Origin of the sequence: uncultured Alteromonas sp., assembly GCF_963976965.1 — a bacterium.
GTDB lineage: Bacteria > Pseudomonadota > Gammaproteobacteria > Enterobacterales > Alteromonadaceae > Alteromonas > Alteromonas naphthalenivorans.
Genome location: NZ_CAXBMP010000009.1, coordinates 92,481 through 106,769 on the forward strand (window position 1 = coordinate 92,481; position 14,289 = coordinate 106,769).

Below are 14,289 nucleotides of genomic sequence, written 5' to 3' on the forward strand. Positions count from 1 at the left end.
ATTAGACGTGCAGTGGCCATGAGTAAGGGCCACTAATAATAAAAACTAAGGATATCAAATGGCTAAAGGGCAGTCTTTACAAGACCCATTCTTAAATGCATTACGCAAGGAGCGTATTCCAGTATCTATTTATCTGGTAAACGGCATTAAATTACAGGGACAAGTTGAATCATTTGATCAATTCGTGATTCTACTTAAAAATACAGTAAGCCAAATGGTGTATAAGCACGCTATTTCCACCGTTGTCCCCGCTCGCGCTATTACTATGCCGAGTGCTACAGGAGAATCTGAAAATACTAAAGCTGAATAAATTAAAAGGTAACGCGCTTGTTTGACCGTTATGAAGCCGGTGAACAGGCTGTACTAGTTCATGTTAATTTTACTGATGAAAACAGCAAAGAAGATTTAGCCGAGCTCGAATTGCTTGTGTCTTCTGCGGGTGTAAACGCGGTAGAAGTTATCACAACTTCACGAAGTGCACCCCAAGCTAAATTCTTTGTGGGTTCGGGTAAAGCGGAAGAAATTGCAGCAGCAGTTAAAGCGCACGACGCTAATGTCGTTATCTTTAACCATAGTTTGTCGCCCTCTCAAGAGCGAAACTTAGAAGCGGTCTGCCAATGTAGAGTGCTAGATAGAACGGGGCTGATCCTCGATATATTTGCGCAAAGAGCAAGAACACATGAAGGTAAGCTTCAGGTTGAACTCGCTCAGCTGCGTCACATCTCTACCCGTCTTATTCGTGGTTGGACTCACTTAGAGCGCCAAAAAGGTGGTATAGGTTTGCGTGGGCCGGGTGAAACCCAGCTTGAAACTGACCGCCGATTACTCCGTGGGCGTATAAAAGCCATTCTTCGTCGTTTAGAAAAAGTACAAAAGCAGCGCGAACAAGGACGAAGGTCTAGAAAGCGTGCTGAAATTCCCACAGTATCCTTAGTGGGCTATACCAATGCTGGTAAGTCTACCCTTTTCAATACTATTACCGACGCGCACGTGTATGCGGCAGACCAATTGTTTGCCACGTTAGACCCTACGCTTAGAAAAATAGATTTGAAAGACGTAGGTCCTGCCATTTTAGCCGATACGGTAGGCTTTATTAGGCATCTCCCACACGACCTAGTGGCGGCATTTAAAGCCACGCTTCAGGAAACCCAAGAAGCAGATCTTTTGCTCCATGTGGTGGATATTGCAGACGCGAAATATCGTGAAACCATCGATGAAGTTAACGATGTGTTGGAAGAAATCGACGCTAATGAGATTCAACAATTACTAATATGTAATAAGATTGATAAACTAGATGACATAAAACCTCGTATTGAAAGAAACGAGGAAGGTGTTCCTACCCGTGTATGGCTATCAGCACAAACCGGTGAAGGCACCGAATTGCTTGGGCAAGCGTTAACAGAGTGCTTGAGTAAAAGTATGGTTAACTACACGCTTAAAATACCCCCAGCGCAAAGTAGTCTGCGTGGTGTACTATTTGAATTAAATTGTATATCCAGTGAAGAATACGACAATAAAGGTGATTGGGTGGTAGATGTTCGAATGCCAATGGCCGATTGGAATCGACTTGAAAAGCGTTTAGAAAACGGAATATCAGAGTATGTTGTGCGACATTAACCGCTGCTAATTTTTAGCACGGCAATGCATGCGAATTTCAAAAATAAAACTGTAATCTATGGAGTATCAGCATGGCTTGGAATGAGCCGGGTGGCAATAATAACGACCCGTGGAAAAATCGCGGCGGACGTGATCAAGGTCCACCCGATTTAGATGATGTATTCAAGAACTTATTCGGTAAGTTCGGAAAATCTGGCGGCGGTAGCGGAGGCTCAGGTAAGAGCTTGGGCGGTATCGGTGCTGGTATTTTAATTGGCTTGATAGTGATCATTTGGGCTGTAAGCGGTTTTTACACCATTCGTGAAGCTGAGCGCGGCGTAGTATTACGTTTCGGTGAGTACGCTAAGCAAGTTGAACCTGGATTACGTTGGGCACCAACGTTTATAGACAGAGTTATTCCTGTGGATGTGCAATCTATTCGCGACCAGTCATCGTCAGGCTCTATGCTAACGGAAGACGAGAACGTGGTTAGCGTACAGATGGAAATGCAATTTCGCGTTGTAGATCCGTACCGCTGGACGTTTGCTGTTGAAAGCCCAGAGACAAGCTTAAGCCAGTCTTTAGACAGTGCGATTCGCTACGTGGTAGGTCATTCAACAATGGATGATGTGCTTACTGACGGTCGTGAAGTGGCTCGCCAACGTGTTTGGGAAGAGCTTCAAGCTATTATTGAACCGTACAACATGGGGGTGTCGATTATCGACATGAACTTCCGTGACGCACGCCCACCTGAGCAAGTGAAAGATGCATTTGATGATGCAATTTCAGCACAGGAAGATCAACAGCGTTTCATTCGAGAAGCCGAAGCCTACGCACGTGAGATTGAACCTCGTGCTCGTGGTCAAGTTAATCGTATGAACGAAGAAGCGCAGGCATATAAAGAGCGTGTAACGCTTGAAGCGCAGGGTGAAGTTGCTCGCTTTGAATCGTTATTGCCTCAATACGAAAAAGCGCCTGTGGTAACACGGGAGCGTATTTACATAGAGACAATGGAAGAAGTATTGAGTAGCACCAGTAAAATCCTTGTGGATAGTAAAGGTGGCAACAACATGATGTATCTTCCTTTAGATAAAATCATGGAACGTCAACAAGGCAGTTCAACGCCCCGTTCACGCAGCACCTTAGAAGGCTTACAAATGCCAGTGGCTGACGAAGGCCAGAATAGCCGTAATTCATCATCCACCTCTGGTGTGCGTGGTGACAGCTACAGAGAGGGGAGATAATCATGATGAAGAATTTAGCTATTGCAGTATTAGTACTTCTAGTGGTTCTTGCTTCGGGCTCTTTGTTCGTAGTAACTGAAGGCGAACGTGCCATTGTTATTCAATTTGGTAAGGTTCAACGAGATGATGCCACAGGCGATACAAAAGTATTCGAACCTGGTCTTCATTTCAAATTGCCATTCATTGACTCTGTTCGTCACTTAGACGCACGTGTACAAACGTTGGATGACACGCCTGACCGTTTCGTAACCAGCGAAAAGAAAGACTTAATTGTTGATTCATACGTGAAGTGGCGCATTGACGACTTTGCCCGTTATTACCTTTCAACAGGTGGTAATAAGTTGCAAGCTGAAGCGCTATTGAAGCAAAAAGTGAATAACGGATTACGTTCTGAATTTGGTACACGTACTATTGCACAGATTGTATCTGGTGAGCGTTCAGCATTAATGAACCAAGCAATGGAGCAGGCTTCAACGTCTTCTGATGAGCTTGGTATCGAAATTGTTGATGTACGTGTTAAGCAAATCAACCTACCTACGGAAGTGAGTAACTCAATCTTCCAACGTATGCGTGCTGAGCGTGCTGCAGTAGCAAGAGAACACCGTTCAGAAGGTCAAGAGCAAGCTGAAGTTATCCGCGCTGATATAGACGCAAAGGTAACGGTAATGCTTGCTGATGCTGAACGTAATGCTCGTCAGCTTAAAGGTGAAGGTGATGCCTTAGCAGCAGAAATCTATGCAGATGTTTATTCTAAAAATGCTGATTTTTACAGCTTCTTAAGAAGTATGGATGCATACAAAGCCAGCTTCAATAATAAGCAAGATGTGATGGTGATCGCGCCTGATAGCGACTTTTTCCGCTACATGAACGCATCTAAAGGTAATTAATACCTAACATCGTTTTTCTGTTAAAAAGCCAGTCTTTAGACTGGCTTTTTTGTGCCTGCTGTAAAGTGCGTAATTATCTGAAAGTTATACTTTTTACTGAATTTTTTCGGCGCTTTACAGAGGTTTTAAATTGTTCAATTTATCCACCTACTGCCAAAATTGCTCAAAATACGTTAAAATAAGCGCGAATTTATTATTATAAAACGCAGCATTATTGAACTACATTGCAGACATCACTGCTGCTTAGTGGGTAATGACTGGGTAATAAAAACGACAGAGGGAATGTTTTGATTCCGGAAAATACAAAAGATAAATCTGCCCAAAACCAGGGCGGACAGGGTGGTTTATTCTCCCGATTCCTCGCTACTGTGGAGTTTCTTGGAAATTTACTGCCACACCCCGTGACTTTATTCGCGATGTTAGCCTGCTTTATCGTGGTGTTAAGCGGTATTCTTGGCTATTTCGATTTAGCGGTAGTTGACCCTCGCCCGGAAGGTGCAAAAGGTCGAGAAGCTGATGGCATGATTGAAGTTATCTCGTTAATGAGCGCGGAAGGCTTGCAGCGTATTGTTACTGGCCTAGTAACTAACTTTACCGGCTTTGCCCCACTTGGCACCGTATTAGTTGCATTACTTGGTGTATCAGTTGCTGAGCACTCAGGCTTGTTGTCAGCCACCATGCGCTCATTAGTAATGAATGCTTCAAAGCGTACGGTTACTTTTGCTGTCGTGTTTGCAGGTATTATTTCAAATACCGCCTCAGAGCTTGGGTATGTGGTGTTAATACCGCTTGCTGCTATGATATTTCATTCGTTAGGTCGCCACCCTCTCGCGGGTCTTGCAGCCGCCTTCGCCGGTGTATCCGCAGGTTACAGTGCTAACTTGTTACTTGGTACGGTAGACCCCTTGCTCTCAGGCATTACCGAAGCCGCTGCTCACATGATTGATCCTGATTACGTGGTAGGCCCAGAAGTTAACTGGTATTTCATGTTTATCAGTACCTTTGTGGTGGCCACTATGGGTGCTCTGGTGACCGAAAAAGTGGTAGAGCCTCGACTCGGTAAGTTCGACGAATCAGAAGCTTCTGTAGATTTAAGTAAGCAATCAATGGATGCTCCTTCTGCTATTGAGAAGAAAGGACTTCGTTGGGCGGGTATCGCCTTTGTAGTGGTATGCGGTATTTTGGCGCTCACTATTGTGCCTGAAAACGGTATTCTGCGTCACCCTGAAACCGGCGCGGTAGCGGGTTCGCCTTTCTTAAAAGGCATAGTTGCCTTCATCTTTGTTTCTTTTGCTGTGCCTGGCTTTGTTTATGGTCGTGTTACAGGCTCGATGAAAAACGATCGTGATGTGATTGATGCAATGGCAAAAAGTATGGGCGCAATGGGGTTATATATTACCCTAGTCTTTTTTGCTGCGCAGTTTGTGGCGTTCTTTAAATGGACTAATTTGGGCACAGTGTTAGCCGTTAAAGGCGCAGCGCTTCTTCAAGCGGCTGGTCTAGATGGCCCGTCAGTGTTTATTTTGTTCATCTTAATGTGTGGTGTGGTTAACTTATCGTTAGGTAGCGCCTCGGCGCAGTGGGCAGTAACTGCGCCTATTTTTGTGCCTATGCTGATGTTGATAGGCTATTCACCAGAGGTTATTCAGGCGGCGTATCGTATCGGAGATTCAGTAACCAATGTTATTGCGCCAATGATGAGCTACTTCGGTCTTATCTTAGCCATGGCAGCAAGGTATAAAAAAGATCTCGGTATGGGCACCTTAATTGCGATGATGCTGCCTTATTCCATGGTGTTTATCGTGGGTTGGACCATACTGTTTTATCTGTGGGTCTTTGTATTGGGTATGCCTGTAGGGCCAGGTGCAGCCACCTACTATCAGCCTTAACTGGTTGAAAATATTAAGACTAAAAAGGTGGCTAAGGCCACCTTTTTTAATCGCTAAATTTAATTGCATCAATCGTGCTAAATTTGTGGTCTATTCGCCCAAAATTGCCGTAAATTCAGTATACTAGTTATAGTGTTTTTTAACGCGGAATAATTGATGAAGTTCAAAAGCAATCAGGGTTTTACTCACAGTCAATCAGACAAAATAGGCGTGTTGGTTACTAATTTAGGTACACCAGAAAGCCCAACTGCGGCGGCCCTGCGCCCCTATCTAAAAGAGTTTCTTTCAGACCCGCGAGTAGTAGAGATCCCTCGTGCGCTTTGGTGGTTCATTTTAAACATCATCATATTAAATACTCGCCCTAAGCGTTCAGCTGAAGCTTACAAAACGGTTTGGACGGAAGAAGGTTCACCGTTGCTAACAATTACCAAATCGCAAGCAAAGGCAATAGAGGCGCGCTGCAAAGCAGAATATGGCGATGATGTCGTTGTCGATTTTGCAATGCGTTACGGTAACCCTGCTATTAGTGACACTATTGAACGCATGTTGTCGCAGGGCGTAAGAAAGTTAGTAGTCTTGCCTTTGTACCCTCAGTATAGCGCCTCTACTACGGCGTCTACTTTTGATGCTATTGCTAAAGACTTTACTAAACGCCGCTGGTTACCAGAACTACGTTTTGTGAATCATTACAACGACAGGCCTGATTATATTAAAGCTCTGGCAAATAAAGTACGTGCATACTGGGAAGAACACGGTAAAGCGGATAAGCTTATTCTTTCTTACCACGGTATTCCAAAGCGCTACTTATTAAATGGCGACCCCTATCACTGCGAATGCCATAAAACATCGCGCTTGTTGGCCGAAGAACTTGGGTTAACTCATGAGCAGTACATGACCACCTTCCAGTCTCGTTTTGGTAAAGCTGAGTGGTTAAAACCCTATACTGACGAAACGATGAAGTCGTTGCCTGGCAATGGGGTGAAGTCGATACAAGTGATGTGCCCCGGTTTTTCTGCAGACTGCTTAGAAACTATCGAAGAAATTGGCGAAGAAAATCGTGAATACTTCATGGAAGCGGGTGGTGAAAAGTACGAATATATTCCAGCATTAAACAGTGACGAAGCACATATTGATATGTTGTTCGATTTGGTAAAAGAAAATCTACATGGTTGGACTGTGAATAAAGATACAGCATTACGAGCTGGCTTAGCTCGCGCGTTAGGCGCTGACAAATAGCCAGTAATTGTTATTAGATTAATAAGGTAGCTAAACATGGATAGTAAAGCCCCAAAGGCACTGTTAAAAGCACAAAAGTTAGCAAATTTACTTGATACGGCTGTTAAGTTACCGATTATTCCGATTCGGATAGGCCTCGACTCTATCGTTGGCCTTATCCCAGGCGCGGGTGATGCACTAATGCTGCTCGTTTCTTTACGTATTGTGTGGTTGGGGAAATCATTGGGAATGCCCAGTGCATTGGTTGCGCAAATGGTAAAGAATTCCGCTATCGATTTTGGCCTAGGCTTTGTCCCCTTCATTGGCGATATTGTGGATGTATTTTATAAAGCGAATCAAAAAAACGTGCGCTTAATGGAAAAGTGGTGGATAAGCGAAAATAAAGCCGACGTAGATGCCCAAACTCAGAAAAAGTTAACGGAATGGGAAAAGAAATTAGACCAGCAATAAGCGCCAAAAGGTAGGTGTTGTTGAATAGTTTCACAAAACCACATTAATCGTTATCTATACTCTTTGCGTAGCAACCTTTACTAATACGCGTTTGCCGCGTGAATACTAACGTAAAATGGAGTGTAGGATTAATGAAAGCGTCTGACCTTTTCGTAAAAGCGTTGGAGGCTGAAGGTGTAGAATACATCTTTGGCATTCCTGGCGAAGAAAACCTCGACTTGCTTGAGTCGTTAAGAACCTCCTCAATTAAACTTGTACTTACCCGCCATGAACAAGGTGCGGGTTTTATGGCTGCCACTTACGGAAGACTAACCGGTAAAGTTGGCGTGTGCCTATCTACCCTTGGCCCAGGTGCGACCAATCTAGTTACCCCTGCTGCGTATGCGCAACTTGGGGCTATGCCCATGTTAATGATCACAGGGCAAAAGCCCATTAAAACCAGCAAACAAGGCCGATTTCAGGTTATCGATATTGTCGATATGATGCGCCCCATCACTAAATTTACCACGCAAGTGGTCAGCGGCGATCGTATTCCCTCAGTCGTACGCGAAGCATTTCGGTTAGCATCGGAAGAGCGCCCAGGTGCTGTCCATATAGAGCTTCCTGAAGATATTGCTGATGAGCACACCTCAGTACCCTTATTAACACCAAGTACATCAAGACGGCCTATTGCAGAATACAAAGCGATTTCATCAGCCATTTCAATGATTGAAGAGGCCACCTCTCCGTTGTTGCTAATTGGCGCGGGAGCAAATAGAAAACTAACCGCAAAAATGTTGCGGGAATTTGTTGATAAAACCTGTATACCCTTTGTGACCACACAGATGGGTAAAGGGGTGCTAAACGAAAGCGACCCAAGGTTTGCGGGAAATACCGCTTTATCAGATAACGACTTTGTTCATAGAGCGATAGAAAGAGCCGACCTTATTATTAATGTTGGGCATGACGTGGTGGAAAAGCCCCCTTTCTTTATGCATGACAATGGCAAAAAAGTCATTCACATGAACTTTGAGTCAGCTGCGGTCGACCCCGTGTACTTTCCACAACTTGAGGTAGTAGGAGACATTGCCAATAGTATTTGGCAAATAAAAGAAGGCATTACGCCGCAAGAGGGTTGGAAACTCGATTTCTATAAGGACGTACACGATGCCTATGAAAAACACAGAGCGGAAGCGGAAAACGACAACCGATTCCCGATATTACCAGAACGATTTGTTCGCGATATTCGAAAAGTTATGCCAGATGATGGCATAGTCACCTTAGATAACGGTGTATATAAAATTTGGTTTGCGCGAAATTATCCCGCTTATCATCCTAATACCTTGCTGCTAGACAATGCGCTGGCGTCAATGGGTGCAGGTTTACCCTCGGCAATAGCTGCAAAACTAGTGAAGCCGGATGTGCCGGTAATGAGTGTGTGCGGAGACGGCGGTTTCATGATGAACAGTCAAGAGATTGAAACGGCGGTTCGTCTCAAACTTGACCTTATTGTGATCATACTGCGTGACGATGCGTATGGAATGATTAAATGGAAACAAGCCAATATGCAGTTTGACGAGTTCGGTTTGGATTACGGTAATCCAGATTTTGTGAAGTACGCAAAAAGCTACGGTGCCCATGGTTGGCGCGTAGACAGTACCGAGTTGCTAATCCCTATGGTAGAAAGTTGTTTAAATACGCCTGGCGTTCACGTTATCGACTGCCCCGTAGACTACAGCATGAATGACGAAACACTTAACCATACGATTGCCGAACTAAGCGCAAAATTATAAGGAGTGAACATGTTAAAAGACAGCTATCCCTATTACCTTGCAAGCGAACCTTGTTTTGCTAATACCGATTTAGACGTTACCAATAAATACACGGGTGAAGTGGCCACAAAAGTAGCGTTAGCCGATGCACAAGTGATTGATAAAGCTATAGCCGCTGCTGAAAAGGCACAACCTGCAATGACAGCGCTCGCACCTTACGAGCGCCAAGCAATATTAGAGCATTGCGTTAAGCGCTTTACAGAGCGTGCAGATGAATTAGGTAAAGCGTTGTGTATTGAGGCTGGTAAGCCTATTAAGGACGCTAAAGGCGAAGTAGGCCGGTTAATTGATACGTTTAAAATTGCGGCGGAAGAATCGGTAAGAATTAATGGTGAAGTGGTTAATTTAGAAATTTCTGCCCGCGCCAAAGGATACCAAGGTATGACGAAAAAAGTGCCTATTGGCCCTTGTTCGTTTATCTCACCGTTTAACTTCCCGCTGAACCTAGCTGCGCACAAAGTGGCACCGGCTATTGCCGCGGGTTGCACGTTTGTACTTAAGCCTGCTTCTCGCACGCCTATTGGTGCGTTGATTATTGGTGAAGTGTTAGCAGAATGCGAGCTAATGCCAAAAGGCGCATTTTCCATTCTTCCTTGTAGCCGCGATGGCGCCGATTTATTTACCACCGATGAGCGATTGAAGCTACTAAGCTTTACTGGCTCACCTGATGTGGGATGGGCATTAAAAGCGAAAGCTGGCAAAAAACCTGTGGTGTTAGAGCTAGGCGGTAACGCCGCTTGTATAGTAGATGAAGACGCTGACATTAGTGACGCTATCGACCGAATTATCGTTGGAGCCTACTACCAATCAGGGCAAAGCTGTATTTCTGTGCAGCGCTTGTTGGTGCATTCTGCTATTTACGATGAATTTAAGTCTCGCTATGTAGAACGAGTTGAAGCGTTAGTGTCTGGCGATCCTAGCGATGAAGATACTTTCATTGGCCCCATGATTTCAGAAGGTGAGGCCAAGCGTTTGGAAGGTTGGATTAAAGATGCCAAAGAGGCTGGCGCAAGTGTGCTATGCGGCGGCGAAAGAGACGGTGCCATGTTGCAAGCGACGGTAATGGAAAACGTACCGAAAGATTGTGATGCAAGTGCTGAGGAAGCATTTGGTCCGCTATCTATATTACAGCCGTTCGACGATTACGACAGTGCATTAGAGGAAGTGAATAACAGTCGTTATGGGCTGCAAGCCGGTATCTTCACTCGTGATATCTATAAAGCACATAAAGCATGGAATGTGCTTGAAGTAGGTGGTGTAGTCATCGGCGACGTGCCTAGCTGGCGTGTAGATAACATGCCCTATGGCGGCGTAAAAGATTCAGGCCTTGGCCGTGAAGGCATTCGTTATGCCATAGAAGACATGACAGAAACACGACTTATGGTTATTCGAACGCCTTAGGGCTCAAAACGACCTAGCGTTCAAATAGACTAGACAGTTCAAAGGCGGGTACTTCCAATGGAAGTCACCCGTTTTTTATTCTGCAGCAAAAGCTTCAAGGGTGGCCAGAGGGATAATATCTAGCGCCCGTTCATGAGTCGCTTCTAATCGCACTTTGGGAGCAACGCCTGCTTCATAAGCTTGTAACCATCTGGCGGCACATAAGCACCACCTGTCGCCCGCCAGTAAGCCAGCAAAGTCCATACTAGGCCAAGGTGTAATCAAGTCGTTGCCTTGACGTAATGAAAATTGTAGAAATTCATCGGTAACTACCGCACACACACTGTGGTTTCCTACATCTGCATCGGGCACGTAGCAAAAGCCTTCCCGGGTGTAACCTGTGTTACCACAACATAGTTGTAGTGGTCTTCCATAGACATTTTTAGCATTGGCCAAAACGAATACCTCTTTTTGCGCGTATAAGCATTGATTGTATACCTATTATTCATAAAACTCAGGCATCTGTTAGCCGTGGGCAGCACAATACCCCATAAGCTTTACTTACGGGAAGCTAGCGGAGATAGATTTGAATGACTTACCTTTTTTATAAACTGGTGTTAGTGCATGTTAGATAAAAGCCAAAAATCAGCGCCCATTAATTTTTCAAAACAGGAAATCGACCGCTTTGATGCGCTGGCTGAAAGCTGGTGGGATCCCAATGGAAATTATAAAACGGCATTAGATTTCAATCGTGCACGGTTATCTGTCATTGAATCTCAAATAACCAGCCACTTTATAAAAAGCGAGCAAGCGCAGCGCGTTGTTCAAAAGGCGTCTAAAACAAACTTCCAAACGAACCCTATGGATAAAACCAAGCCTTTCTCTGGGCTCTCAATCGTAGATATTGGTTGCGGGGGAGGGCTAATCAGTGAACCGCTGGCGTTGGAGGGGGCGGATGTTACCGGCATAGATGCAAGTGCTATGAGTATTGAAGTAGCAAAGCGGCATGCAAAGCAAAGTAACGTGGAAGTAAACTACATGCATGGGCTTTCGTCCGATTTAGTAAGCCAAGAGCGTCAATTTGATATAGTGATTAATGCGGAAGTCGTTGAACATGTACCTGATCAAGTGCAGTTAATAAAAGAGTGTGCAAGCTTAGTGAAGCCCGGCGGCTTATTGGTGCTTGCTACATTAAATAGAACTATAAAGAGTTATATTATCGCGATTGTAGGCGCTGAATATGTCATGCGATATTTACCTGTCGGTACTCACGACTGGCAAAAATTTGTTAAACCCACTGAACTCAACCAATGGGTAGGTGAAGAGTTTACGCTTAATCATGAGACAGGCATGGCATTAAATCCATTCACCAAAGTATGGAAACTTACTCCCAGCCTAAGCGTCAATTACCTACAGGTTTACCATCGGAAGTAATTAAGCCAAATAGCCGGAGCATATGACTCTCGATTGCATAGGGCGGTTAACATTTTCCCTAGCTATAACCTCTCCCTATTCTCTTTATTCGTTTATTAAATAGTATAAAGGCTTATACCCTATTTTCAGGGTAGACTTCTGAATATAAAGCATTTTACGTTTTTCTTTCCTTAATAACCCTGACTATGTGTAAAGCCTCTAAGTAATTGCATAGGGCGTCGTTCTCTAATTTATCTTGTTATTTACATTAAATTAACATATAAATAACTCAGGTCTGGCCTCAGACCACTAATGTTTATAATTAAGGGAACATGCAATGAAACTAAGAACGAAAATAACAACGCTCGTGCTGTTTTTGCTTGTCGCAGTATTGCCAGCTCAATCTTGGGCAGGCAACTATGCTAAAACACAATATCCTATTGTACTGGTTCACGGTCTCTTCGGTTTTGATGACATCTTGTTTGTAGATTACTTTTACAAGGTGCCACAAAAACTATCTCGAAACGGCGCAGTAGTTTATATCGCAGAAGTGTCTCCTTCTAACTCTACTGAAGTGAGGGGAGAGCAGTTACTTAACTATATTGATGAGGTACTTGCACTTTCAGGCGCCGATAAGGTTAACCTTATCGGCCATAGCCATGGGGGCCCTACGGCGAGGTATGCCGCAAGCGTAGCGCCCAGCAAAGTAGCCTCGGTTACCTCCGTAGCCGGTGTGAACTGGGGAAGCGCTGTGGCCGATATATTGAAAAGTGGGCTTACGGAAGGGTCTGTACAAGAAGGAACTGTGGGGTTGATCACCGACGCTTTTGCTAATCTTATCGAACTTGCTTCAGGTTCAGACCCTCGAGATAAACCTACCGACTCTGTGGCTGCGCTAACCTCGCTATCAACCTCTGGTTCAATTGCGTTCAACGCACGCTACCCAGAAGGCATGCCCTCGGCCTACTGCCGCAATGACGGCAAACAGTTAGGTGAGAATGGTGTGTACTATTATTCTTGGAGTGGTGGTAGAACTTACACAAATGCGCTGGACGTGGTCGACCCTTTTCTTGCCATCACTGGAATAGCATTTGGTGAAACCAATGATGGGCTGGTGTCTTCTTGTAGCTCTCATTTAGGTAAAGTGCTTAAAGATAACTACAAGATGAATCACCTTGATGAAGTTAACCAAAGCTTTGGCATCACTCATTGGTTTGAAACTAATCCAGTGGATGTGTTTGTTGACCAAGCAAACCGTCTAAAGAACCTAGGCTTATAATGATCATGCGGGTGTTAATAGGAGGGGGCGTCGCCCTCTTTTTCGTATTCGTAGTTATTATTCCATTGAGCGAGAGTCGGATTGTCGGTGAGGGGGAGATACGTGAAAATCGCCAACTTTCAACGTCAGCATTACCCAATAAAGATGCGACAGAAACTGAAATTAAAAAAGCGGTTCAGCCAGTCAAGAAAGTCAATGACCACGGTTCGAAATTGCCAGTATTTACCTTATATTTTGGCGTAAAGGACAATTTCGATCGCTTTATATTTACTAATAAGGGCGCTTCAGATAACGAAGTTACTGCAAGGTTTAGTGTGAATGCTACAGACATGTATGAGGCTAGATCTGCCATGTACGCCGCTGATGTATTCACGCGATATGTTGAATATAAAGTAGCATTGGCAAATACCGATGCTGAAATTGACAAGGTGCTCACCGTATCAAACGAGAGCACCGTCACCGACATCACTTATGCTGGTATTTCGTTAAGTGACGTTGAACAAAAGCTAGCAACAAGAGATACGCTGCGTCTTAGTTACTTTTCTCAAGAAGAGTATGAGTACTTGTTTTCTGCCGATGCGGCCATTGACGCAAGGGCTCTTGCTCGCCTTGCTATTGCTCAAGATCGTGAGCTCTCAAGAGAACAAAAACGAAATGAGATCTTTGGTCAATTAAATGCACTAGATGAACAGGAAAAAGCGGCTTTTCAACCTACCTTAGACATGGAAAAAATTAACCAAATTAAGCAAAGATATGCAGATTCAGAGTCTCGTTACCAGGCTATTGCCGCTGAGTTTGGTCATCATGTAGCTGAGCGTTTTTCGGTATTATGGGAGGCGCAGGCACTATGGCAACAACGTATAGATGCCTACCGCAAATACCAGCAACATATAAGCGCTAGTGGGATGAAAGAGGATGCACGGCAAGATGCCTTGTCAACGTACAGGCACACTCACTTCTCGAGTACCGAACAAAAGCGGCTGCGTGTGTTAGTCGATACAAATTCGTGAACAGGTATAACCATTCAACCTTTTAATAGTTGTACCCCAATGGAATATGATTTGAACCCACGCGCAAGCAGCACTAATCTGGCTGTTAACATTC

Annotated in this window: 13 protein-coding genes; 12 read left to right on the plus strand and 1 reads right to left on the minus strand. The window is 44.4% G+C overall.

Annotated elements, in window-relative coordinates:
* Positions 1-58: 58 nt before the first annotated feature.
* The 9 genes from hfq (at position 59) to AAC006_RS09410 (ending at position 10,514) form a co-directional block, all read left to right on the plus strand.
* Entirely contained in the window at positions 59-310 is a 252-nt protein-coding gene (hfq, locus tag AAC006_RS09370; protein ID WP_013786373.1) for an RNA chaperone Hfq, read from the plus strand.
* Between the two features lie 17 nt (positions 311-327).
* A complete protein-coding gene (gene hflX, locus AAC006_RS09375; protein WP_288389065.1) occupies positions 328-1,617 on the plus strand; it encodes a ribosome rescue GTPase HflX in 1,290 nt (429 codons plus the stop codon).
* 71 nt (positions 1,618-1,688) lie between these two features.
* Positions 1,689-2,840, plus strand: a complete 1,152-nt coding sequence (hflK, locus tag AAC006_RS09380; RefSeq protein ID WP_288389064.1) for an FtsH protease activity modulator HflK — start codon at positions 1,689-1,691, stop codon at positions 2,838-2,840.
* A 5-nt stretch (positions 2,841-2,845) separates the two neighbouring features.
* A complete protein-coding gene (gene hflC / locus AAC006_RS09385) occupies positions 2,846-3,727 on the plus strand; it encodes a protease modulator HflC (protein ID WP_013786370.1) in 882 nt (293 codons plus the stop codon).
* Positions 3,728-4,017: 290 nt separating this feature from the next.
* Positions 4,018-5,616, plus strand: a complete 1,599-nt coding sequence (locus tag AAC006_RS09390; RefSeq protein ID WP_049791847.1) for an AbgT family transporter — start codon at positions 4,018-4,020, stop codon at positions 5,614-5,616.
* Positions 5,617-5,772: 156 nt separating this feature from the next.
* Positions 5,773-6,852: a ferrochelatase gene (hemH, locus tag AAC006_RS09395; RefSeq protein ID WP_339891169.1), complete on the plus strand. Its 1,080-nt coding sequence runs from the start codon at positions 5,773-5,775 to the stop codon at positions 6,850-6,852.
* Positions 6,853-6,888: 36 nt separating this feature from the next.
* Positions 6,889-7,302 (plus strand): DUF4112 domain-containing protein, encoded by a 414-nt coding sequence (locus AAC006_RS09400; protein ID WP_013786367.1) that lies wholly within the window; start codon positions 6,889-6,891, stop codon positions 7,300-7,302.
* A gap of 131 nt (positions 7,303-7,433) precedes the next feature.
* Positions 7,434-9,074: an acetolactate synthase large subunit gene (locus AAC006_RS09405; protein WP_013786366.1), complete on the plus strand. Its 1,641-nt coding sequence runs from the start codon at positions 7,434-7,436 to the stop codon at positions 9,072-9,074.
* A 9-nt stretch (positions 9,075-9,083) separates the two neighbouring features.
* Positions 9,084-10,514, plus strand: a complete 1,431-nt coding sequence (locus AAC006_RS09410) for an aldehyde dehydrogenase family protein (RefSeq protein WP_208806056.1) — start codon at positions 9,084-9,086, stop codon at positions 10,512-10,514.
* 75 nt (positions 10,515-10,589) lie between these two features.
* Here the strand turns inward: AAC006_RS09410 and AAC006_RS09415 are convergent, their stop codons facing one another.
* Positions 10,590-10,949 carry a DUF2237 domain-containing protein gene (locus AAC006_RS09415; protein ID WP_041452628.1) on the minus strand — a complete coding sequence of 120 codons (360 nt, stop codon included), beginning with the start codon at positions 10,947-10,949 and terminating at the stop codon, positions 10,590-10,592.
* Between the two features lie 168 nt (positions 10,950-11,117).
* On the opposite strand from AAC006_RS09415, the gene ubiG reads away from it, so the two are divergent.
* The 3 genes from ubiG (at position 11,118) to AAC006_RS09430 (ending at position 14,195) form a co-directional block, all read left to right on the plus strand.
* On the plus strand, positions 11,118-11,927 hold the full coding sequence (gene ubiG / locus AAC006_RS09420; RefSeq protein WP_208806057.1) for a bifunctional 2-polyprenyl-6-hydroxyphenol methylase/3-demethylubiquinol 3-O-methyltransferase UbiG: 810 nt from the start codon (positions 11,118-11,120) through the stop codon (positions 11,925-11,927).
* 316 nt (positions 11,928-12,243) lie between these two features.
* Entirely contained in the window at positions 12,244-13,185 is a 942-nt protein-coding gene (locus AAC006_RS09425; RefSeq protein WP_244360867.1) for a triacylglycerol lipase, read from the plus strand.
* Between the two features lie 65 nt (positions 13,186-13,250).
* Positions 13,251-14,195 (plus strand): lipase chaperone, encoded by a 945-nt coding sequence (locus AAC006_RS09430; RefSeq protein WP_339891172.1) that lies wholly within the window; start codon positions 13,251-13,253, stop codon positions 14,193-14,195.
* The last annotated feature ends 94 nt before the right edge of the window (positions 14,196-14,289 follow it).

Excerpts from the sequence above, each read along its gene's own strand:
- hfq (WP_013786373.1), top strand. The coding sequence starts at position 59 with ATGGCTAAAGGGCAGTCTTTACAAGACCCATTCTTAAATGCATTACGC.
- hflK (WP_288389064.1), top strand. The coding sequence starts at position 1,689 with ATGGCTTGGAATGAGCCGGGTGGCAATAATAACGACCCGTGGAAAAAT.
- hflC (WP_013786370.1), top strand. The coding sequence starts at position 2,846 with ATGAAGAATTTAGCTATTGCAGTATTAGTACTTCTAGTGGTTCTTGCT.
- hemH (WP_339891169.1), top strand. The coding sequence starts at position 5,773 with ATGAAGTTCAAAAGCAATCAGGGTTTTACTCACAGTCAATCAGACAAA.
- AAC006_RS09400 (WP_013786367.1), top strand. The coding sequence starts at position 6,889 with ATGGATAGTAAAGCCCCAAAGGCACTGTTAAAAGCACAAAAGTTAGCA.
- AAC006_RS09405 (WP_013786366.1), top strand. The coding sequence starts at position 7,434 with ATGAAAGCGTCTGACCTTTTCGTAAAAGCGTTGGAGGCTGAAGGTGTA.
- AAC006_RS09410 (WP_208806056.1), top strand. The coding sequence starts at position 9,084 with ATGTTAAAAGACAGCTATCCCTATTACCTTGCAAGCGAACCTTGTTTT.
- ubiG (WP_208806057.1), top strand. The coding sequence starts at position 11,118 with ATGTTAGATAAAAGCCAAAAATCAGCGCCCATTAATTTTTCAAAACAG.
- AAC006_RS09425 (WP_244360867.1), top strand. The coding sequence starts at position 12,244 with ATGAAACTAAGAACGAAAATAACAACGCTCGTGCTGTTTTTGCTTGTC.